Genomic DNA, 21,376 nt, shown 5'->3' with positions numbered 1-21,376 from the left:
GCTTAAGTTTTAGTTTTTATTATTCTTTCCGAACACTGAGAAATTGATGTATCTTTTCGGATTTGCTTTCATATCTTCGATTAAAGCATTCAGGTTGGTAGAAGCAGAATTCAGATTGTTATACAACTGCTCGTCTTTCATCAGTTTACCTAAACTTCCCTGCCCTCTGTCAATTCCACCGATTACCTGATTCAATTGCCCAACTGTAGCATCTAAGTTTGCAATAGTAGCATTCAACTTTTTAGTATCGATACTTTCCGCAAGATTTCCATATTTATCCAAAGTCGTTTTACCGCTTTGCATCGTCAGACTTGCCTCATCTAAAACTTTTTGAAGCTTAGGATCGTTATGCCCTACCAGATTATTAACACTTCCAGCCGTAGTCTGTAATGCACCTACCGTTTTATTAAGATTTGACAATAAGGCTCTGATTTCAGCTCTGTTTTGATCGTCAACAATTTTATTGGCATTTGACATTAAAGAATCAACTCTGTACAAAACAGTTTGCAGCTGATCTTTTACTGGTCCTACCTGAGAAGAAAGGCTTCCCATCATTCCCAATTTGAAAGCTCCTTTCAGCGTATCTCCGTCTTTAGCAGTAGGTCCGCCATATACCAAATTCACTCTCATTTCTTTTCCGGACATTAAACCCGGTTCAAAGATTTCAAGAGTAGAGTTTTTTGAAAATTCAAAATTATTGTCTACTGTAATTTTAACAATAAAATTAATCTGACCTGTTTTTGATGTTTGAGGTATAATCTTAACCACCTGTCCCACTTTCAAACCATTAATGGACACGGGAGAAGATTGAGCTAAACCTTCTACATTATCATATTTTGCGTAAAATATATTATCGGTAGTAAAAAGGCTTCTGCCTTTCATGAATTGAAACAATACGACAAAGCCTACGATAGCTAAAAGCGCAATAACACCTGCTTTTAATTCTTTACTGAACTTCACTTGCTAATTTTTTCTAATGAGCAAATATACTACATTTTAAATTAATCTTTTCTTTTATTACTCTGCTTTAAATACAAAAAAAGACGGCAACAATTGCCGTCTTTATATTTTTATAGAGGAGTCTTTTTATTGTTGAGCCCCTACTTTATTCCAGATTTCAATTCTGTAATCTTCGATATCAGCATTGTCCTGTAAGCTCTTCATCCACCCCTGTCCGAACATTCCTGCATTTCTCTGAGTTACAGATTCTGTAAACTGCTTAAGATCTCCAGGTTGTTTGTTTACGGTTTCGTTCTTTTTAATTAAAACATAAACTCCTGTTCCTCCTTCAATCGGATTAGAAATCTTTCCTTTTGCAACTCCAAATGCAGCTCCTGCCACTTTGGGTTCCATAGCTCCAGCTACCGAAGGGCTTAAAAGATTCACCTGAGCAGATTGTTTTGTTGTTCCGAATTGCTTAGCAATCTGATCTAAATTACCTGCTTTACCGATTTTCTCAGCAATTTGTTTTGCAGCCAATTTATTTTTAACAACCACTTCAATCTGATCTCTTACTGATTCAGGATCAGCAAGACCTTTCTCTTGTTTCCCGTTTAGGTAAACAACAATTTTATCTCCTGTTCCGTCTACTGTAAAGAATTCTGTATCTCCTTTTTCTCTTTTCTTATCAAAAGCCCAAGCTAAGATATCTGCATCCTTGTCAGTACCCAATCCCTGAAGCTGACCGTCAAATCTTTTTGCCTGCTTAGGATTAGAGAATTGATAGTTTCCTTTTTTAGCAATATTCACAAAATCATTGAATGATTTCCCTTGTACCTGCTGGATAAATCTTCTTGCATTCTTATCTGTTTGTGCTTCTGTAGCATCAGACGGCTTAATAACTTTTACCAGGTTGGCAACTTTGTAACCCATTGCTCCAGCCTTTTTATCTTCAATATTGATGATATGATATCCAAACTGAGTTTCAACAACTCCTGTTGCACCTTTAGGATTCTCTGCTAAATATTTTAAGAATTCAGGAACAAAAGGTGTTTCCGGTGTAGTCCACCCTAAGCTTCCTCCCTGAGCTGCTGAACTTGGATCATTAGATAGTTTAAGGAACTCCGTAAATTTAGCAGGATTTGCTTTTACAATTGCTCCGATAGAATCAGCCAATTTTTTAGCTTCTTCTTTAGATCTTTTCACATCCTGACCTGCAGGACTTCCTTTGAAAGCAATAAGAATATGTCTTGATAATGTAGAATCTGAAGTCTTTTTACCTAAAAGTTTAGACACTACATAAGCTCCCTGCTCCTTGTACGGGCCAAAAGTCTGTCCAACTGCAGCAGTAGCAATCTGCCCCTGAATGGTCGGAGGCAATTGATTCGGACTTACATACTTATCATTAAACGGAGCATCAGAATTAGCCATTACAAACATAGAATCGTTCTTCGTGTTTTGGAAGTTTTCAGTTCCTCCGCTTGCATCTGTACCTCCTGCAAATAATTTTGTAATTTCTTTCTGAGTTGCTGCATCATCCGCTGCACTTGGTTGTGAAGGGAAAAATACTACCCCTAAGTTTCTGCTAGGCTCAGCTTTAAACATTACAGGGTGTTGTTTGATATAATTAGCTAAATCTTCTGTCGTTACATTAATTTTAGTCTTTTGAAGATAAGAAGCATAGTCAACCTTTACAAAATCAATATCTGCAAGCTGATCTCTTTCTTTCATCAATTCTTCAGCTTCTTTTTTACCTGTAGTAATTCCTGCAGAAACGTTTGCGAATACTTGTCTGGCCATTAGTCTATACTCGATTGACTTTCTTGTCTTCAACCATTGGTTATAGCCTTCAGGACTCATGTTCTTCATGTCCTCTATCTGTTTTTTAAGCTCCTGAGTCTTAAAATTCCCCTTCTCATCAAAGAATTGCTTATTCTGAGCAAACATCTGATCATACTGAAGCTGATTCCAGAAGTAATCTTCTGTCATCTCAAATCCTAGCTTTTCAAATTGCTGCTTAATCAGTTTAGACTGAACCAACAATTGCCAAGCCTGCTCTTCAAGACCATTTTTCGGCTGACCTTGCTGCTCTGCTTGCTGTTGTAATACAAAAAGCTGGTCGTTAAACTCTTCACGGGTAATTTTTTCACCATTTACTTTTCCTAAAACATCAGGGTTTTTACCAAACACCTTATCTATACTGTCCGGGTTTACCAAAAACGCTAAAAGCGCCAATGCAATTACTCCCATCAAAAGCCAAGGTCTACTCCTAATCTGTCCTAAAATTGCCATTTTATATATTATAGTTTTTTATCAGTTTGCGAAAATACACATTTTTAAGAAATTACAGAAATCTAAGTTCTTTTTTTAATTTTTAAAATGAAAATTTTATGAAAAAGGAAATTTTGACCGCATTTTTTCATAAAAAACAAATGGCATAAGTATTGCGCATTGTAAAGCAACATCCTATATTATGTCTATTCACAACATATTATAGAATATTCCTTTAACGATTTAATACGGAAATGACAATTTGTCATTCAGCATAATTATGACAGAATTTGAAGATATGAGTTTAGAAGAAATGATCAGTGATGGGTTTGATATTGTAGCTGAAGAGATCAATCTTTCTGATCTTTCAGAAACAGAAAAAAATTCAGAACAGAAAATATTCCCGATACTTCCGGTGAGAAACATGGTGATGTTTCCAAATGTGGTAATTCCTATTACTGCAGGAAGAAAGGCGTCTATACAGCTGCTTGAAGAAGCGCAGAAAAACGGTGATTTTATCGGAATTGTAAGTCAGAAAAATTCAGAGCTTGAATCTCCGACCGAAAAAGATCTTTATCATACAGGTACATTAGCGAAGATCATTAAAATCATTAAACTTCCTGAGGGCAATATTACAGCCATTACTAAAGGATTCCACAGGTTTAAGATCAAAAAGATGATTGAAGCTCAGCCTTATTTTAAAGCTGAGATTTCAAAATTAAAGGATTCAAAGCCTAAAAACAAAGAAGAATATGAAGCATTGCTGGAAAATGTTAAAGACCTGGCTTTAAAAATCATAGAGCTGGATCCAAACATTCCGAATGCCGCCAATTTTGCGATCAAGAACATCAACAATAATGATGATTTGTTAAATTTCATCTGTACGAATGCTAATTTCCCTTCAGTTGAAAAGCAAAAGCTGCTTGAAGAGAAAAATCTGATGGAAAGAGCCAATAAGTGCTATGAAATGATGCATGAAGATTTCAGAAGACTCGAATTGAGAAATCAGATTCATCAGAAAACATCCAAGGATCTTGACAAACAGCAGAGAGAATATTTTCTGAATCAACAGATCAGAACCATTCAGGAAGAACTTGGAGGCGGTCCGGAAAGTGACGTTGAAGACCTGATTGCCAAAGCAAAAAAGAAAACATGGAGCCCGGAAGTTGAAGAGCATTTCCAAAAGGAAATCAGCAGATTACAACGCCAGAATCCTAATTCGCCCGACTATAATGTTCAGAGAAATTATCTGGATTTCTTCACCGATCTTCCGTGGGAAACTTACACGAAAGATGTTTTTGATATTGCCAAAGCTGAGAAAATTTTAGATAAAGCTCATTTTGGATTAGAGGATATCAAAAAGAGAATTTTGGAACACATGGCTGTTTTAAAATTAAAAAACAATATGAAATCTCCTATTCTGCTGTTGGTAGGGCCTCCTGGAGTTGGTAAAACATCATTAGGAAAATCTATTGCAGATGCATTGGGGAGAAAATATGTAAGACTTTCTTTAGGTGGACTTCATGATGAAAGTGAAATCCGCGGACACAGAAAGACGTATATCGGTGCCATGGCAGGAAGAATTCTTCAATCAATCAAGAAATCAGGAACTTCCAATCCTGTAATTGTTTTGGATGAGATGGATAAAATTGGTCAAGGTTTACATGGAGACCCAAGCTCAGCACTATTAGAAGTACTTGATCCTGAACAGAATAAGTCTTTCTATGATAACTTCTTAGAAATGGGATATGATCTGTCTAAAGTCATGTTCATTGCAACAGCAAATTCATTATCTACCATTCAGACTCCATTGCTGGACAGAACTGAGATTATTCAGATTGCAGGCTATACTTTAGAGGAAAAAATCGAGATTGCAAAAAGACATTTAATTAAAAAGCAGCAGGATGAGAATGGTTTGGATGCAAAATCATTCAAACTTGGAAATGCCGAATTAAAACATATCATTGAAGCTCATAATTCCGAAAGCGGTGTAAGAACCTTAGAAAAAAGAATTGCTTCTATTGCCCGTTGGGTAGCTTTGCAGACAGCATTGGAGAAAAAATATGACAGTAAAATTTCCGTTGAAAAAGTAGATGAAATCCTGGGTGTTCCAAGACCGAAAAGCTTATCCGAAATCACCGGAGTTCCGGGAGTTGTAACAGGTTTAGCCTGGACAAGTGTTGGCGGAGATATTCTGTTCATTGAAAGTATTTTAAGTAATGGAAAAGGAGCTTTGACTATGACAGGAAATCTAGGTACTGTAATGAAAGAGTCTGCCACGATTGCCTTAGAATATATTAAAGCAAAACATGATGAATTAGGGATTTCTCAGGAAGACATTGAAAAACATAATATTCATGTGCACGTTCCGGAAGGGGCAACTCCTAAAGACGGACCTTCTGCCGGTATTGCCATGCTGACTTCTATGGTTTCATCATTTAAAAATAAAAAAGTAAAACCTCATCTTGCCATGACCGGCGAAATTACTTTAAGAGGTAAGGTTCTTCCTGTAGGAGGGATCAAAGAAAAACTTCTTGCCGCTACAAGAGCGGGAATTAAAGATGTAATTCTTTGCGAAGCCAACAAAAAAGACGTTGAAGAAATTAAAAAAGACTATTTAAAGAACCTTAAAGTCCACTACGTCAATCGAATGGAAGAAGTGATCGATATTGCGATCGAAAAATAATCCATAACATATTAACATTCTCAATAAAAAGAAAACACGTTTCAGATTTCCGGAACGTGTTTTTGATTTGCACACAAACCGCTTATTATTCAAAGTGTTTTCTTAACTTTATGCAGCAGATTTTGAAATTATGAACTTTCTAAGACTTCCATTTCTTGTTAAATTCACCCTTGTAATCATTTCCCTCATTGGACTTGGTTACATTTTAGCATTGGGACAGAGCATATTAGCTCCGTTCTTCTTAGCATTTTTAATGGCAATGCTGTTCTTACCATTTGCCACTTTTCTGGAAAGAAAGCTCAGATTTCCAAGATCAGTATCCACCATGACCTCTGTACTGATCATGCTTATTTTCCTAAGTGGAATGATCTATTTTTTTGGCTCACAATTATCTACTTTCAGCAAAGACATTCCCCATCTTAAGGACCAGTTCATCAGTGTCTTCAACAATCTGCAACATTGGGTTTCAAGAACATTCAATATAAAAATCAATGATCAGCTTGATTATCTTGATCAAGGACTGAACAAGCTTCTTTCTTCTTCAGGGCTAATTTTAGGATTTACCTTAGGCATTTTTTCAACCGGATTTGCTTTTATTTTATTTTTCCTGTTATTTTTCATTTTTATCCTGAATTACAGAAGAATTCTAAATAATTTCATCGTGACCGTTTTTAATGAAAAACATAAAGCCAGTGTAGAAGAAGTAGTAAGCCAAGTAAGGATCATGACCAAAAAATACATTATCGGACTTTGTCTGCAGGTATTTATTGTTTCTGTTCTTACTTCAATTGTCCTTACGATTGTGGGTGTAAAGTATGCTGTGCTTCTCGCTGTTCTAACCGGGTTACTGAATGTAATTCCTTATCTGGGAATTTGTATTTCACTAGTAGTTTCCTGCTTCATTGCATTCGCAACGGGAACACCTTCCACCTGTATTTATGTTGTCATTGGCTACATAGCCGTTCATATTATTGACGGAAATATTATTTTGCCTTTTGTTGTAGGTTCAAAAGTAAAGATCAATGCACTTTTTTCATTTTTAGGAATCATTATCGGTGAACATCTTTGGGGGATTGCAGGAATGTTTTTGTGTATTCCGGCCATTGCAATCATCAAGATTATCTTTGAAAGAGTTAATGGTTTACAGCCTTGGGGAAAATTACTTGGAGAAGAAGAAAAGCCCGACAAAAAGAAAAAGAGCTACAAAATCTCGAAGAATATCACTCTTAAGGAAATGGATTGATTATTAGCAAATAAGCAATTTTAAAATACTATAAAAACGCCTTCAATTGGAAGGCGTTTTATTTTCTATAAAGCACAAAGTGGCTGTAATCCATTTGGACATGTTTCCGTACAAAGAATGTAAGTCCCACTATCCGGACAGTATCCATAAGACGGGCCTCCTGGTCCTCCAGGATCACCACCCAAACAAGGATCTCCCGGCGGAATTTTACATGGACATCCTATTGGTCCGATATCACATTGTCCGGGACCACCGCCTCCAAGAACTTCTTTTAAATCTGAACGATTTAATTTTTTTAGATTTTTCATAAAAATATTTGTTTAGTTTGTTCTAGACAAATATATAAAATAGGACGATACAGACCGTTAAATATTTCCCTAAAAAGAGAGTACTTATAAAACACACCCTATTTTTAATCAACGGATTACATTTTTATTTAACTTTAATAAAAATAAAACTCATGAAAATTATAAAATTTATCCTGGCCCTTCTTTTCGGATTAATGTTCATTAATGCCGGATTAAACAAATTCTTTAATTATATGCCCATGGAAAAGCCAACACCAGAGGAAATGAAACTCTTTGCTGCGTTTGGAGAAATTCATTGGCTGATGCCGTTAGTTGGACTCGTAGAAGTTATTGGTGGATTATTATTTATTTTCCCAAAAACAAGAGCTTTAGGCGCGATTGTTATTTTACCTGTAATGGTAGGAATTGTAGTTCACGTGTTCACGATGGATAAATCTCCAATGGGAATGTCAATTGCTGGAGTTCTTTTCCTTATCAATCTCTGGATGATTATTGACAACAAAGAAAAATATAAAGCTTTGGTAAGTTGATTAAAAAGTGAATGGTGAATAGTCAATTCGCTTAGCTTGTCAATTTTTTAAATTCACTATTCACCATTCACAATATCATCATATAAATGCACTGAACCCAGTAATGGATCTTCCGACAATCAGTGAATTGATTTCTTTTGTTCCTTCATAGGAATAGATTGCTTCTGCATCGGCAACAAATCTGGCAACGTCATATTCCAACAGAATTCCATTACCTCCCATTACTTCACGTGCTCTTGAGACAATATCCCGCGTTCTTAATGTGCAGAAAACTTTTGCCAGAGAAGCATGTTCGTCTTTTAGAATTCCTTCGTCCTGCATTTCGGAAAGTCTAAAGACCATGGTCTGCATTGCTGTCAAATTCGATAACATTTCCACCAGATGCCCCTGAATCATTTGGAAGGAAGCGATCGGTTTACCAAATTGTTCTCTTTTTCGGGTATAATCTAAAGCACTTTCATAGGCTCCTCTTGCACAGCCTGTCGCCATCCATGCAACTCCTGCTCTGGTCATTCTCAAAACTTTTCCGGTATCTTTAAATGAGTTGGCATTTTGTAAACGGTTTTCTTCTGTGACTAGACAATCTTTCAACGTAATCAGTCCGTTCTGAACGATTCTCAATGCCATTTTTCCTTTAATTTTTTCAACAGAATAGCCAGGATTATCTTTTTCAACAATAAAACCTTTCACTTCTCCGTCATCCAAATCTCTTGCCCAAATGATAATAACATCCGCAAACGTAGCATTTCCAATCCATTTTTTCTGGCCATTTAAAATCCAGCCTTCCGGTGTTTTCTTACAGGTTACCGTTAGGCCTCCTGCTGCTCCGGAACCAACTTCAGGCTCCGTTAAACCAAACGCTCCGATTTTTTCAAACTTCTGCATCTTAGGAAGCCATTTCTGCTTTTGCTCTTCCGAACCACAGATGTAAATAGATCCCATTGCCAAACCGGATTGTACCCCAAAGAAAGTTGCAATAGAAGCATCAATTCTTGCCATTTCCATCGCAATGACGCCCTCCATTAAAAAGGGCATTCCCGGACAGCCATAACCTTCATAGGTAACTCCACAAATATTCAGCTTTTGAAATTTTGGAATTAATTCATGTGGAAATTCATCTTTAAGCCAGTAGTGATTCACCAAGGGTTTTACTTCTTTTTCCATAAAAGTTCTCACTTTAAGCTGAACTTCGCGCTGCTCAGGGCTCAACGTATGGTAGATATCATAGAAATCTCCATCTATTGGAGGAAGTTCTTTCTTTTTTTTATTCGGACCAAGCATTTTCATTAAACCTCCGAGCTGTTTATCGTCGAGTTTTGAGAAATTTTGCATCAGCTTAGGAAGATCTACTTTTTGAGAAATTGCACTTAACTGATCAAAGTCTATAGATCTGAATAATTCTATGGCGTTTCTGATTTTGGAAAAAGTATTTGACATAGTAATTGTTTGTATATTGATTTGTAAAAGATAAGCAAAAATTACTCCGAAAACAAACAACAATCATCAAATCTATTTTACAAAACACTGAATTACAATATTTTAAAATCACTTTTTTCTTTACAAATTGTTTGCACTCAATTTTCAAACTTTACAAGTGATTCAGCTGGAACTTTGAGATAAGCAAAACATTAAAAATTAAAGCTATGAAAACTACTTACATCAGATTATCTATCGCTACAGCACTTTTATTGGGAATTTACTCCTGTAAAAAACAGGAAACAATAGAAAACTACGGAGAAGCTTCCGGTATTAATGATTCAACCGTAGTTGCTACTTCAGACAGTATTTCTTCGGTGGCTACCATGAAGGTACAAGACAAACAGTTCATTAAAACCGCAGATGTAAACATGGAAGTAAAAGACGTGTATGATGCCACAATTTCCATTGAAAAATCGGTTCAGGAGCTGGGAGGATTTGTAACCCACAGTAATTTAAAAAGCAATGTGCTCTCAGAAGATACATACAATACTTCTAACGAAGAAGCTATGCTGATCAAAAAATACCAATCGGAGAACAGAATACAGGTAAGAGTTCCGACAGCCAAACTGGGAGAGTTTCTAACTCTGATCAATGATAAAAAACTATTTCTGAATTCAAGGTCAATCAATGCAGAAGATGTGACTTCTAACATAAAATACGCTGAACTGGAAGGAAAAAGAATCAAAAAGACAAGTGAAAATATATCACAATTGAAGACCAACAAGGATAAAGTAAAACTGGATGATGAAAACATGTCTGAAAGCAACCAGCAACAATATGCGAATATGGATGTAGCTGACAATTTAAAATACAGCACTGTTGACATTTATATCAAAGAACCCAAAATCAGAATCGCAGAAATTGCTATTACCAATACTAAAAGCATCGATGACAAATATAAATTTGATTTTATCTACAGTGCAAAATCCGCTTTTGTGGAAGGATATTATTTAATTCAAAGAATTGTTGTAGGACTAATTGTGATCTGGCCTATATTATTAATCGGAGCTGTTATTTTATTTCTTTATAGAAAAAGAAAATCTATAAAAAAACAATCGACAACAGAAATATAGAGCTATCCTAACCTTTCGGTTATCTACATAAATTTTTAAATTTTACAAAAAAACCTCCGGAATTAATCTGGGGGTTTTTACCCTTAAAATTTCTTTTAAAAAATTTTAAAAATGTTGGCTATGAAAAATCAGCCGAAAGCTATGTCTGCAATCAATAAATATCCACATTTTTTTATCAATTCTTCCGAAGAATCAATAATTCACCAACTGATTTTTTAATCATCAATTAACATCATTGAACTAAAATTCCGTAAATTTGCAAATCAATAATTTTGCATGAGGATTTGGCATTCAACAATCCTAAATCCAAAGCCTTAAAACTTTAATTTCTGAATACATTATGCTATCAAAAATAAATCCTTTACATACTGAAAGCTGGAAAGCATTGGACGAACATTTCGGAGACAACGACTTTGATTTAAGAAGTCTTTTTCAGGAAAACCCTGATCGTTTCAAAGAATTTTCGTTACAAAGAGATAATTTTCTTTTTGATTATTCAAAAAACCTGATCGATTCCAGAACAAAAGAACTTTTACTGAATCTGGCCGAAGAATGTCAGCTGAAGGATGCTATTTCTAAAATGTTTTCTGGTGACAAAATCAACCAAACTGAAGGAAGAGCCGTTCTTCATACCGCGTTAAGAGATTTTTCCGGTAAAGAGATTTTGGTAGACGGAGAAAATATCAAGCCTCAGATTAAAAGAGTGTTGGATCATATGAAATCTTTTTCTGAAAGCATTATTTCAGGAGCTCACAAAGGTTTCAGCGGAAAAGAAATTACCGATGTCGTGAATATCGGAATCGGAGGTTCGGATTTGGGGCCTGTAATGGTAGTTTCCGCTTTAAAACATTTTAAAACTAGATTAAACGTTCACTTTGTTTCTAATGTAGACGGAAATCATATCGCAGAAGTTGTAAAGAATTTAAATCCTGAAACAACTTTATTCATCATTGCTTCTAAAACGTTTACAACTCAGGAGACAATGACCAATGCCAACTCAGCAAAGGACTGGTTCTTACAGGCTGGAAAACAGGAAGATGTAGCCAAGCACTTTGTAGCTTTATCAACTAATGTTCAAGCAATTAAAGACTTTGGGATTGCAGAAGAAAATATCTTCGAATTCTGGGATTGGGTTGGCGGAAGATACTCTCTTTGGAGTGCAATCGGATTAAGTATTGTGCTTGCAGTGGGTTACGAAAACTTCGAACAATTATTAAAAGGAGCTTTTGATACGGATCAGCATTTCCAGACTGCAGAATTTTCTGAAAATGTTCCTGTTTTAATGGGACTTTTAGGAATCTGGTACCGTAATTTCTATGCTGCAACAAGCTATGCTATTCTTCCTTATTCTCAATATTTAGACAGATTTGCAGCTTATCTTCAACAGGGAGATATGGAAAGTAACGGAAAATGTGTAGACAGAAACGGTGAGTTTGTTGAATATGAAACTGGGCCAATCATTTGGGGAGAGCCAGGAACAAACGGACAGCATGCTTTCTATCAGTTAATTCACCAGGGAACTGAACTGATTCCTGCTGATTTTATCGCTTATGCAAAAAGCCCAAATAAAGTTTCTGATCACCAGGATAAATTGTTAGCTAACTTTTTTGCTCAGACAGAGGCACTTGCCTTCGGAAAAACAGAAGAAGAAGTTGAGGAAGAACTTAAAAATTCAGGAAAATCTGATGAAGAAATTAATTTCTTATTAAACTATAAGGTCTTCCACGGAAACACTCCGACTAACTCTATATTATTCAAAGAATTAACTCCTTTTTCATTAGGTCAGTTAATTGCTTTATACGAACATAAAATTTTCGTTCAGGGTGTAATCTGGAATATTTTCAGCTTCGACCAGTTTGGGGTGGAGCTAGGAAAAGTTTTAGCCAATAAAATCCTTCCAGAACTAGAAAACAATGAGACAATTAGCTCTCATGACAGCTCGACGAATGGGTTGATCAATTATTATAAAGGAAATAAGTAAAAGAAAGTAAATATCTAATAAAAGTAAAAAATGGCAGAAATTCTTGACGGATTAAAAGTATCCAAAGAAATAAAACAGGAAATCAAGGCTGAAGTTGAAAAAATTGTTGCCGGAAAAAGAAGAGCACCACATTTGGTTGCTATTCTTGTAGGAAACAATGGAGCAAGTAAGGCTTATGTTAATGCTAAAGTGAAAGACTGTGAAGAAGTAGGCTTTCAGTCAAGCTTAGTGAAATTCCCAAGTACAGTTTCTGAATCTGAATTATTGGAAAAAATTGACGAGTTGAACAAATCTAAAGCCGTTGACGGATTTATTGTTCAGTTGCCTTTGCCGGATCAGATTGATCAGGAGAAAATCATTAATGCCATAGATCCAAGAAAAGATGTAGATGGTTTCCACCCTGAAAACTTCGGGAGAATGGCATTGGAAATGGATACCTTCTTGCCCGCAACTCCGTTCGGAATTTTAACTTTACTAGAAAGATATAATATTGAAACAAAAGGTAAAGACTGTGTCATCATCGGAAGAAGTAAAATCGTAGGAAGACCAATGAGTATTCTAATGGGAAGAAAAGATTTCCCAGGAAACTCTACCGTTACTCTTACACACTCTTACACTAAAGACATCGAAGAATATACTAAAAAAGCAGACATCGTAATTACAGCTTTAGGTGATCCTCATTTCTTAAAAGGAGATATGATCAAAGACGGTGCAGTGATTGTTGACGTAGGAATTACAAGAGTAGACGACGATTCTCCAAAAGGATATCATTTGGCAGGTGATGTAGATTTTGACAGCTGTGCGGCAAAAGCAAGCTGGATCACTCCTGTTCCGGGAGGAGTTGGACCTATGACAAGAGCGATGTTGATGAAAAACACCATCATTGCTTACAAAACTTCGGTCTATAACGACTAATTTTAAAATGAATAAAGAAGAAGATATTTTATTAAAAGAAGGTAAAATGCTCCCTGTAATGGAGCATTTTTACACTCTTCAGGGAGAAGGAGCGCACACCGGAAAAGCAGCCTATTTCATCAGATTGGGTGGTTGCGACGTCGGGTGTCACTGGTGCGATGTAAAAGAAAGCTGGGATCCGAATTTACATCCGCTAATGAATGCGGAAGATATTGCAGAAACAGCAGCAAAACATTGCAAGACGATTGTTTTAACCGGTGGAGAACCTTTAATGTGGAATCTTGATATTTTAACATCCAAATTAAAAGAATTAGGATGCACGATTCATATTGAAACTTCAGGAGCTTATCCGATGAGCGGACACATAGACTGGATTACCCTTTCACCAAAGAAAACAGGACTTCCAAAAGAGGAAATTTATGCGAAAGCTCATGAGCTTAAAGTAATTGTTTTCAATAATAATGATTTCAAGTTTGCTCAGGAGCAGGCTGCAAAAGTCTCGGAAAATTGTACATTATATCTTCAGAGCGAATGGAGCAAGCGTGACGAAATGTATCCGAAAATCACAGACTTCATTCTGGAAAACCCTGAATGGAGAGCTTCAGTTCAGACCCATAAATACCTGAATATCCCGTAAAATTGATTATCTTAGGCCTTCAGTTATTCTGTAACCATGCAGAGAATAAGATACTCTAGATATTTAAAAACAATAATTATTTTGCTTGACCTTGTGGTTATTGCAAGTGTATTTATACTCTTTTTTGCCGATAGAAATGCAGATTTGATGCAGGATAACGAAGTTTGGTCATTTCCATTGCTTCTGCTTGTTTCTTACTGGGTTTTACTAAGTGGCAGAACTCAAATCTATAATATCCGGAGAAATATTACTTATACAACCTTTTTAGAAAGGCTCATTACTCATTTCCTCTTGTTCGTTATTGGGTTAGTATTGATAAGAAAAGTAAGTAATAATCAGTTTTTTGGTTCGGAACTTTCATGGCTTTCCCTTTATCTTTTCTTTTCTATACTTCTGACAAGATCTGTTATTTATTTCGTCATCAAATATTTACGTTCTTTAGGAATTAATAACAGAAACATAATGTTTCTCAACGAAAACAGCTCTACCAGAGTTCTTAAAAATATTCTAAAAGAGAGAAAGGATTTCGGTTATAAAATTTTTGAATTTCAAAATGAAGCCATTAATATTGAAGAACTTCAGCTCTTTTGGAAAAAGAATGGTATCCACACCCTCTTTTTACCTTTAGAAACAACTTTTGATAAAAATACAGAGGATAGTATCTTTAAACTGGCAGAAGCGAATAAGGTACATATTTCACTTATTCCCAATATATCACAAAATGACTGGTTTTTATATGACTTGGGTTATATTGAAAACCAGCCTGTTTTGCATCAGTCTTCTTATCCGCTAGATAATTATTTCAATTTTGTAGTAAAAAGAATATTTGATATTCTTTTTTCGGTTATTATTTTGGTAGGAATCTGCTCCTGGCTTTTCCCGATTATTGCCATTTTAATTAAGGCCACTTCAAAAGGACCTGTTTTTTTTATACAGAGAAGATACGGATTTCACGAAGAGGTGTTCAGCTGCCTCAAATTCCGGACAATGGTTGTAAATGATGATTCCACGACAAAAATTACTGCAGAAAATGATTCCCGGATTACAAGATTCGGAAAGTTTCTAAGGAAAACCAGTCTTGATGAGATGCCACAGTTTTTGAATGTACTGAAAGGTGAAATGTCTGTTGTGGGACCCCGTCCTCATATGTTGGCTGTGGATGATTATTATAAACCTAAAATCGGAAGGTACAGCTTAAGAAGCATGGTTAACCCTGGAATTACAGGTTTGGCACAGGTAAACGGATTAAGAGGCGACTCCGGAGACAGGGAAGTGGAAATGAAAAAAAGAGCTTTGGCAGATGCGTATTACGTTAGGAACTGGAGCTTTGTTTTGGATTTGGTCATTATATTAAAAACAATGATATTGATAATAGCCGGAGATAAAAATGCAAAATAAGGTATATTTAGGTTTAATTTTAACATTAATCTAAGGCTAATCCTGAGCTATAATCTTCATCTAATTAAATAAAAAAAGTCTAATTTAGCAGAATGTTAAAAAAGTTTTTTACAGCAGTAGGAGAATACATTATCCTTCTAGGTAAATCTATCCAGAAACCTCAGAAAATGAAGGTTTTCTGGAAGCTGTTCATGAGAGAGATCAATGATTTGGGAGTCAACTCATTCGGGTTGGTAATCTTTACCTCTATATTTGTTGGAGCGGTAGTTGCCATTCAGATGTTCAACAACTTTGATGCTTCTTCGTTCCCAATTCCTCCTTCATTTGTAGGATATGCAACAAAAGCCGTTTTGGTTCTTGAATTTTCACCTACCATTATCAGTCTTATTCTGGCAGGAAAAGTAGGTTCATACATCGCTTCCAGTATAGGAACCATGAGAGTTTCCGAGCAAATCGATGCTTTGGATATTATGGGAGTAAATTCTCCGAACTTCCTTATTTTTCCTAAAATAATCGCTTGTGTTATTTTCAATCCATTACTAATTGCCATCAGTATCGTTTTTGGTATTGGAGGTGGTTACATCGCTGGAGTTTTAACAGGAAACTGGACAACCAATGATTATATTGTAGGTATCCAGATGTATATGCCCAACCTTTTCGTTTACTATGCCTTTATAAAAACGATTGTTTTCGCATTCATTATTGCAACAGTACCGTCTTATTTCGGATACAACGTAAAAGGAGGTTCACTGGAAGTAGGTAGAGCAAGTACACAGGCTGTAGTTTGGACAATGGTATTCATTATTCTTTCCGAATTATTATTAACCCAATTAATATTAAGCTAATGATTGAGGTAAAAAATTTAAAGAAAAGTTTTGATGATGTTGAAGTACTTAAAGGAATTTCGACCTCTTTTGATAAAGGAAAAGTAAACTTAATTATTGGGCAGAGTGGATCAGGAAAAACCGTTTTCCTTAAAAGCTTATTGAATGTATATCAACCCACTTCCGGAGAAATTCTTTTTGATGGAAGAGACATCAATGTGATGACCCGTGAAGAGAAACAACACCTTCGCTCCGAAATCGGAACCGTATTTCAGGGAAGTGCTTTGTTTGACTCCTTAACCGTGGAAGAAAACATTATGTTCCCGTTGGATATGTTTACCAATTTAACATTCCGGGAAAAAAAGAAAAGAGTTTTTGAAGTAATCGGAAGAGTGCATCTTGATAAAGCCAACAAAAAATTTCCTTCCGAAATTTCAGGAGGAATGCAAAAAAGAGTTGCCATTGCAAGAGCCATTGTTAACAATCCTAAATATCTTTTCTGTGATGAGCCCAACTCCGGGCTAGATCCTTATACATCGAATGTAATTGATGATCTTCTGCTGGAAATCACAAAGGAATATAACACCACAACGATTATCAATACTCACGATATGAACTCGGTGATGACGATTGGCGAGAAAATTGTATATCTGAGATTAGGAATAAAAGAATGGGAAGGAAATAAGGATATCCTGATTACTGCAGGCAATAAAAATCTGATTGATTTCGTTTATTCATCAGAGCTGTTTAAAGAATTAAGAGAATACTTATTAGAGAATAATAAAACTATTGATAATACAATCACAAAAATAGACGATAATGAAACGAATATTTAGTATCGCATTAATAGGGTTTTCTATGCTTGCTTCGGCACAGATCTCTCTTGCGGGTAAAGCTAACTTGATTTTTCCGACAGGTTCTCCTTCTTGGAAAAATATAAAAGGAACGGTAAATGAAGCTATTGATGGTGAAGGAAAAAATAATGTAGGTTTTAACGTTGGTCTTTCATTGAAAGCCAGCCTTCCTGCCTCATTTTTCTTAATGCCGGAATTATACTACACGAATTTTAAAAACGAATTTACAACAGCCAATACCACTTTTGATATCAAAAGTAGCCGTATAGATCTACCCGTTCTTGTAGGACATAAAGTTTTGGGAGATATGTTGGGAGTTTTCGTAGGACCTGTTGCAAGCTATAATTTAAGCAAAGAAGATACTTTTAACGATTTTAAAGAAAATGCAAGAGATAATTTCACTGTAGGCTACCAATTCGGAGCTCAGCTGGAAATTAAAAAACTGATTTTAAATGCCAGATATGAAGGAGCTTTCAGCAAAGATGAAAGAAAGTTCATCAACAATGTATCTGGAGAGGAAATAAGATATGACAACCGTCCCAATTTATTTATGGTGGGAGTTGGATATAAATTCTAATTCATCGAAAATAACAACTATAAGAAAAATCCTCAGATCATTAGATCTGAGGATTTTGATTTTGAGAACGGAGTTCGGCTTCTCTTTTTGCGAGTTCAGCTGCCTGCTTTTCCAATTCTTCTTTATCTTTTTGCAATTGCTTGAATTCTTTTCTTTTCTGCTCCGCTTTTATAGCACTTCCTTTACTTATATATCCGACCATACCGCCTATAATCAAACCGATTCCAATTCCTCCCAAAATTCCCATAATATGAGACATCTGTAAATCATTTACAGTGAAGTTAGGTGATGTCAGATAAAATAAAAATACAGATAGCGCCAATAATATAAGTCCGGTAATAGATAAGCTTTTCATAGTATTTGTGATTTTATAATGGGTTGAACAATTAAAAAAGTCTTATCAAATTTAATAAAATTCAATAAGACTTTATCAAGATTAAAATTCCATATTAGTTATATTTTTCCACCTGCAGCTTTATAATATTCCAAAGCTTTTGGTAAGTCTTTATTGATATCCGAAATTCTTGTCTCAGGATTCGGGTGGGTAGAAAGGAATTCCGGTTGTCTAGCCCCTGTAGAAGCAGCCTCCATTCTGTTCCAGAAAGGAATCGCCTCTCTTGGATCATATCCAGCCATTCCCATTAAATACAATCCCATTTTATCTGCTTCAGACTCCTGATTTCTTCCATATTTTAATAACGCTACCTGAGAACCAATAGGATAAGCTTTTTCAAAAATACTTGCCCATTGAGCATTAGAAATCGTCCCTCCTAAAATCTGTCCTCCATATTGTGCCACCATTGCCTGAGAAATTCTTTCATTTCCATGGCCTGCTAATGCGTGAGAAACTTCGTGTCCCATTACTACAGCAAGGCCATTATCATTTTTGGTAACCGGTAAAATTCCTGTATATACAGCTACTTTTCCACCAGGCATACACCATGCGTTTAGTTCGTTACTCTGTAAAAGATTAAATTCCCAATTATAATTTGCAAGATCCGCACTTCTTCCAATACTTGCATAATATTTTTCTGCAGCCGCCTTAATTCTCGTTCCTACATTTACCACTCTTTTCGCATCTGCCGTACCGGTAATTACTTTAGATTTGCCCAATGTCGTTTTATATTCCTGCGCAGACATCGTCATAATTTGAGAATTATCTGCGATCTGCAACGAAGATCGTCCCGTAATTGGGTTTGTAGTACAGGCTACAGCCAACATAGCAACGGCTCCTATTCCTAATAATTGTTTAATTTTCATAGTTTCGAGTGTTAAATAATTCAACCTTTACAATTTCTATTCCAAAAAGTTTTAGAAGGAATATATTTGCATACATTTTGCTATTTAAATTTAATAATTATTTTATTATCATGAAAAAGTATATTTCAATTCTTTATATTGTAGGGTTTCTGTTTATTTTTCAAAGCTGTTCTTCTCAGACAGGAATGGATCCCCAAACCGTAACAGCACTCGTTAATTCTCAGGATTTTTCATTTCATGCTGAGCGAGCAAACCCTACCAATTATGATGTCATTAATGTAATGAACTCAATGCCTAATTCTACTTCAACAAGAATCCTGGATCTTACCGGAGGAAACTATTCTCTTGATCTGAAAGGAGATAAGTTAGAAGCAGTTCTACCATATTTCGGAAGGGTTTTTAATCCATCATACGGAAACAATGAAAAAAACAGCTATAGATTCACATCAAAAGATTTTACGGTAAACAAATCTCAGAATAAAAAAGGAACCTGGATTATTAAAATTAAACCAAAAGATGTAAGCAATGTAGATGAAATCGTAATGGAAGTCTATAAAAACGGAAAGGCATTCACCTCAATCCGAGGGAATGACAGACAACCGATTTCTTATAACGGATATATTTCTAAAAATGAAGAGCCTAAAGAAAAAGAAAAGCTTTAATCTTTTTTATTAAGAAATTTCTCAACAAATAATTTTGCTTCAGTACTTGGATTAGAAACCATCGCTGAAGCATTTTTTTTATGTTCCAGATAGGCATCTTCTACAGAATTATCCCTCTTCATCATAGCCAGAATATATTCCTGGACCCAATATTCAAAGCGTTTTTCAGCCTGATGAATTCTTACTTCTTCAAATCTGCCGGATTTTTTTTTAAGATTAATAAATTCATTGATTTTTTCAAAAACTTCTCCCAATCCTTCGTTATTGAGTGCAGACCCCAACAGAACCGGAACTTTCCAGTTTTTTTCTTTAGGAGGAATAAAATCCAATGCTCTTTTTAATTCCAGTTTGGTATTTTTTGCCTTCTGAAGATTATCCTGATCCACTTTATTGATGAAAACCACATCCACCATTTCCATAATTCCTCTTTTGATACCCTGAAGCTCATCTCCACCTCCTATTATTTTCAGGAATAAAAAAACATCGGTAATATCTGCAACCAGAACTTCAGACTGTCCAACTCCTACCGTTTCTATTAAAATATAATCGTACCCTGCAGCTTCGCAGATCATCATTGTTTCAAAAGTCGTATTCGCAACGCCTCCTAAAAACCCTGAACTTGGAGAAGGACGAATAAAAGCGTTCTCTTCTTTTGCCAGTTCTTCCATCCTGGTTTTATCTCCTAAAATACTTCCTTTATGGATTGCTGAACTGGGATCAATGGCAAGAACCGCCACTTTTTTGCCGTTGGCAATAGCCAATCTTCCGAAATTTTCTATAAACGTTGATTTTCCGGCACCGGGAACACCTGTAATTCCTATCCGGATAGAATTTCCGGTAAAAGGCATGATCTGTTTCAATAATTCTTCTGCCTGAAGCCTGTGTTCAGATTTTTTGCTTTCAACCAAGGTAATAGCTTTTGCAATCAGGCGTTTATTTCCCAATCGTATTCCTTCAACCAGCTCTTCTGTAGAAAATTTCATCGATTCAAAAATAAGGATTAAACAGTGATGGATCAATAGTTAATTTTCTTTACCTTTTAATTTGATAACGTCTGCATTCAATTCGACATACAGAGTAATTATAAAGATCATTGACCAAGCCATTATTTCAGCGGATCGTAATTTTTACTTCTTCTAAATTAACAAGCATTTCATTAATCAAAAGTGAAATTAATTACATTTGTTAGTATTCAAAGATAATAAATATGAAAAATATCATTGCTATAGCTTCATTTGCTGCTATTTTATTAGTTTCCTGTACATCAAAAGCACCTGTAGCTACTGCAGCTCCGGCAGTTTCCGCCTCTACTCCGGAACAGATCGCACAAGGGAAAACCATCTTCGAAAACTCATGTGGAAGATGCCACAAATTACCGGACCCAACCTCTCACAATTCTGTACAATGGGTTGGAATCATGAATTCGATGGCTCCTAAAGCGAAACTTACAGATGAACAGCATCAGTGGGTTTACGACTACATCGTATCTGTGAAAAAATAATTCACATCAAACCAGATATTATTATGAAAAAATTGATTTTAGGTATGATTCTTTGCTCTGCAACGATGGTAATATCATGCGGACCGAAAAGTGTAGCCGTAACCGGACCAAAATACACTTCATCTGAACAGTTGGCTCAAGGAAAAACTATCTTTGAAAATTCGTGCAACAGGTGCCACAAATTACCTGACCCGCAAAACACGATGATCAGGGATGGATAAGAACCTTAAGCAGAATG

At 35.7% G+C, this 21,376-nt stretch carries 20 protein-coding genes; 13 read left to right on the top strand and 7 right to left on the bottom strand.

The window, feature by feature from the left end:
* Nucleotides 1–9: 9 nt before the first annotated feature.
* Both MKS83_RS16235 and MKS83_RS16230 read right to left on the bottom strand, forming a co-directional pair.
* Nucleotides 10–960 carry an MlaD family protein gene (locus MKS83_RS16235; RefSeq protein ID WP_240580463.1) on the bottom strand — a complete coding sequence of 317 codons (951 nt, stop codon included), beginning with the start codon at nt 958–960 and terminating at the stop codon, nt 10–12.
* Between the two features lie 126 nt (nt 961–1,086).
* Complete coding sequence (locus tag MKS83_RS16230) at nt 1,087–3,231, bottom strand: peptidylprolyl isomerase (RefSeq protein WP_240580462.1); 2,145 nt, start codon at nt 3,229–3,231, stop codon at nt 1,087–1,089.
* Between the two features lie 259 nt (nt 3,232–3,490).
* Between MKS83_RS16230 and lon the strand changes: the two genes are divergently transcribed.
* Nucleotides 3,491–5,896 (top strand): endopeptidase La, encoded by a 2,406-nt coding sequence (lon, locus tag MKS83_RS16225; RefSeq protein ID WP_240580461.1) that lies wholly within the window; start codon nt 3,491–3,493, stop codon nt 5,894–5,896.
* Between the two features lie 130 nt (nt 5,897–6,026).
* Nucleotides 6,027–7,139 (top strand): AI-2E family transporter, encoded by a 1,113-nt coding sequence (locus MKS83_RS16220; protein ID WP_240580460.1) that lies wholly within the window; start codon nt 6,027–6,029, stop codon nt 7,137–7,139.
* A 65-nt stretch (nt 7,140–7,204) separates the two neighbouring features.
* Here MKS83_RS16220 and MKS83_RS16215 read toward each other — a convergent pair whose 3' ends face one another.
* Entirely contained in the window at nt 7,205–7,447 is a 243-nt protein-coding gene (locus MKS83_RS16215; RefSeq protein WP_240580459.1) for a bacteriocin-like protein, read from the bottom strand.
* Between the two features lie 152 nt (nt 7,448–7,599).
* Between MKS83_RS16215 and MKS83_RS16210 the strand changes: the two genes are divergently transcribed.
* Complete coding sequence (locus MKS83_RS16210) at nt 7,600–7,977, top strand: DoxX family protein (RefSeq protein ID WP_240580458.1); 378 nt, start codon at nt 7,600–7,602, stop codon at nt 7,975–7,977.
* A 78-nt stretch (nt 7,978–8,055) separates the two neighbouring features.
* Here the strand turns inward: MKS83_RS16210 and MKS83_RS16205 are convergent, their stop codons facing one another.
* Nucleotides 8,056–9,414, bottom strand: coding sequence for an acyl-CoA dehydrogenase family protein (locus tag MKS83_RS16205; protein ID WP_240580457.1), 1,359 nt, complete (start codon nt 9,412–9,414; stop codon nt 8,056–8,058).
* A 206-nt stretch (nt 9,415–9,620) separates the two neighbouring features.
* Here MKS83_RS16205 and MKS83_RS16200 point away from each other — a divergent pair, with 206 nt between their 5' ends.
* The 8 genes from MKS83_RS16200 (at nt 9,621) to MKS83_RS16165 (ending at nt 17,715) form a co-directional block, all read left to right on the top strand.
* Nucleotides 9,621–10,529, top strand: a complete 909-nt coding sequence (locus MKS83_RS16200; RefSeq protein WP_240580456.1) for a DUF4349 domain-containing protein — start codon at nt 9,621–9,623, stop codon at nt 10,527–10,529.
* 340 nt (nt 10,530–10,869) lie between these two features.
* Nucleotides 10,870–12,510 carry a glucose-6-phosphate isomerase gene (gene pgi / locus MKS83_RS16195; RefSeq protein ID WP_240580455.1) on the top strand — a complete coding sequence of 547 codons (1,641 nt, stop codon included), beginning with the start codon at nt 10,870–10,872 and terminating at the stop codon, nt 12,508–12,510.
* A 30-nt stretch (nt 12,511–12,540) separates the two neighbouring features.
* On the top strand, nt 12,541–13,425 hold the full coding sequence (locus MKS83_RS16190; protein ID WP_240580454.1) for a bifunctional 5,10-methylenetetrahydrofolate dehydrogenase/5,10-methenyltetrahydrofolate cyclohydrolase: 885 nt from the start codon (nt 12,541–12,543) through the stop codon (nt 13,423–13,425).
* 7 nt (nt 13,426–13,432) lie between these two features.
* Nucleotides 13,433–14,062, top strand: a complete 630-nt coding sequence (locus tag MKS83_RS16185) for a 7-carboxy-7-deazaguanine synthase QueE (RefSeq protein ID WP_240580453.1) — start codon at nt 13,433–13,435, stop codon at nt 14,060–14,062.
* 36 nt (nt 14,063–14,098) lie between these two features.
* Entirely contained in the window at nt 14,099–15,460 is a 1,362-nt protein-coding gene (locus tag MKS83_RS16180) for an exopolysaccharide biosynthesis polyprenyl glycosylphosphotransferase (protein WP_240580452.1), read from the top strand.
* A 92-nt stretch (nt 15,461–15,552) separates the two neighbouring features.
* A complete protein-coding gene (locus MKS83_RS16175; RefSeq protein ID WP_240580451.1) occupies nt 15,553–16,305 on the top strand; it encodes an MlaE family ABC transporter permease in 753 nt (250 codons plus the stop codon).
* On the top strand, nt 16,305–17,120 hold the full coding sequence (locus tag MKS83_RS16170; protein WP_240580450.1) for an ABC transporter ATP-binding protein: 816 nt from the start codon (nt 16,305–16,307) through the stop codon (nt 17,118–17,120). Before MKS83_RS16175 ends, MKS83_RS16170 begins: the two co-directional genes overlap by 1 nt.
* The gene (locus MKS83_RS16165; protein ID WP_240580449.1) at nt 17,104–17,715 is read left to right on the top strand and encodes an outer membrane beta-barrel protein; all 612 of its coding nucleotides are present in this window, start codon (nt 17,104–17,106) and stop codon (nt 17,713–17,715) included. The genes MKS83_RS16170 and MKS83_RS16165 overlap by 17 nt, the downstream gene beginning before the upstream one ends.
* A gap of 40 nt (nt 17,716–17,755) precedes the next feature.
* On the opposite strand, the gene MKS83_RS16160 is transcribed toward MKS83_RS16165, so the two are convergent.
* Both MKS83_RS16160 and MKS83_RS16155 read right to left on the bottom strand, forming a co-directional pair.
* Nucleotides 17,756–18,070, bottom strand: coding sequence for a hypothetical protein (locus MKS83_RS16160; protein ID WP_240580448.1), 315 nt, complete (start codon nt 18,068–18,070; stop codon nt 17,756–17,758).
* Nucleotides 18,071–18,168: 98 nt separating this feature from the next.
* Nucleotides 18,169–18,975, bottom strand: a complete 807-nt coding sequence (locus MKS83_RS16155; protein ID WP_240580447.1) for a M48 family metallopeptidase — start codon at nt 18,973–18,975, stop codon at nt 18,169–18,171.
* 110 nt (nt 18,976–19,085) lie between these two features.
* On the opposite strand from MKS83_RS16155, the gene MKS83_RS16150 reads away from it, so the two are divergent.
* Nucleotides 19,086–19,637, top strand: a complete 552-nt coding sequence (locus MKS83_RS16150; RefSeq protein ID WP_240580446.1) for a DUF4251 domain-containing protein — start codon at nt 19,086–19,088, stop codon at nt 19,635–19,637.
* Here the strand turns inward: MKS83_RS16150 and meaB are convergent.
* Nucleotides 19,634–20,620, bottom strand: a complete 987-nt coding sequence (gene meaB / locus MKS83_RS16145; RefSeq protein WP_240580445.1) for a methylmalonyl Co-A mutase-associated GTPase MeaB — start codon at nt 20,618–20,620, stop codon at nt 19,634–19,636. The two genes, MKS83_RS16150 and meaB, sit on opposite strands and share 4 nt — an antisense overlap.
* A 224-nt stretch (nt 20,621–20,844) precedes the next feature.
* Here meaB and MKS83_RS16140 point away from each other — a divergent pair, with 224 nt between their 5' ends.
* Complete coding sequence (locus MKS83_RS16140) at nt 20,845–21,138, top strand: c-type cytochrome (protein WP_100377717.1); 294 nt, start codon at nt 20,845–20,847, stop codon at nt 21,136–21,138.
* Nucleotides 21,139–21,376: the final 238 nt, after the last annotated feature.

Source organism: Chryseobacterium sp. Y16C (assembly GCF_022488405.1).
Classification (GTDB): Bacteria; Bacteroidota; Bacteroidia; order Flavobacteriales; family Weeksellaceae; genus Chryseobacterium; species Chryseobacterium geocarposphaerae.
The sequence above is the reverse complement of the archived record's forward strand: the minus strand, read 5'-3'. Positions and strand labels throughout refer to the sequence as shown.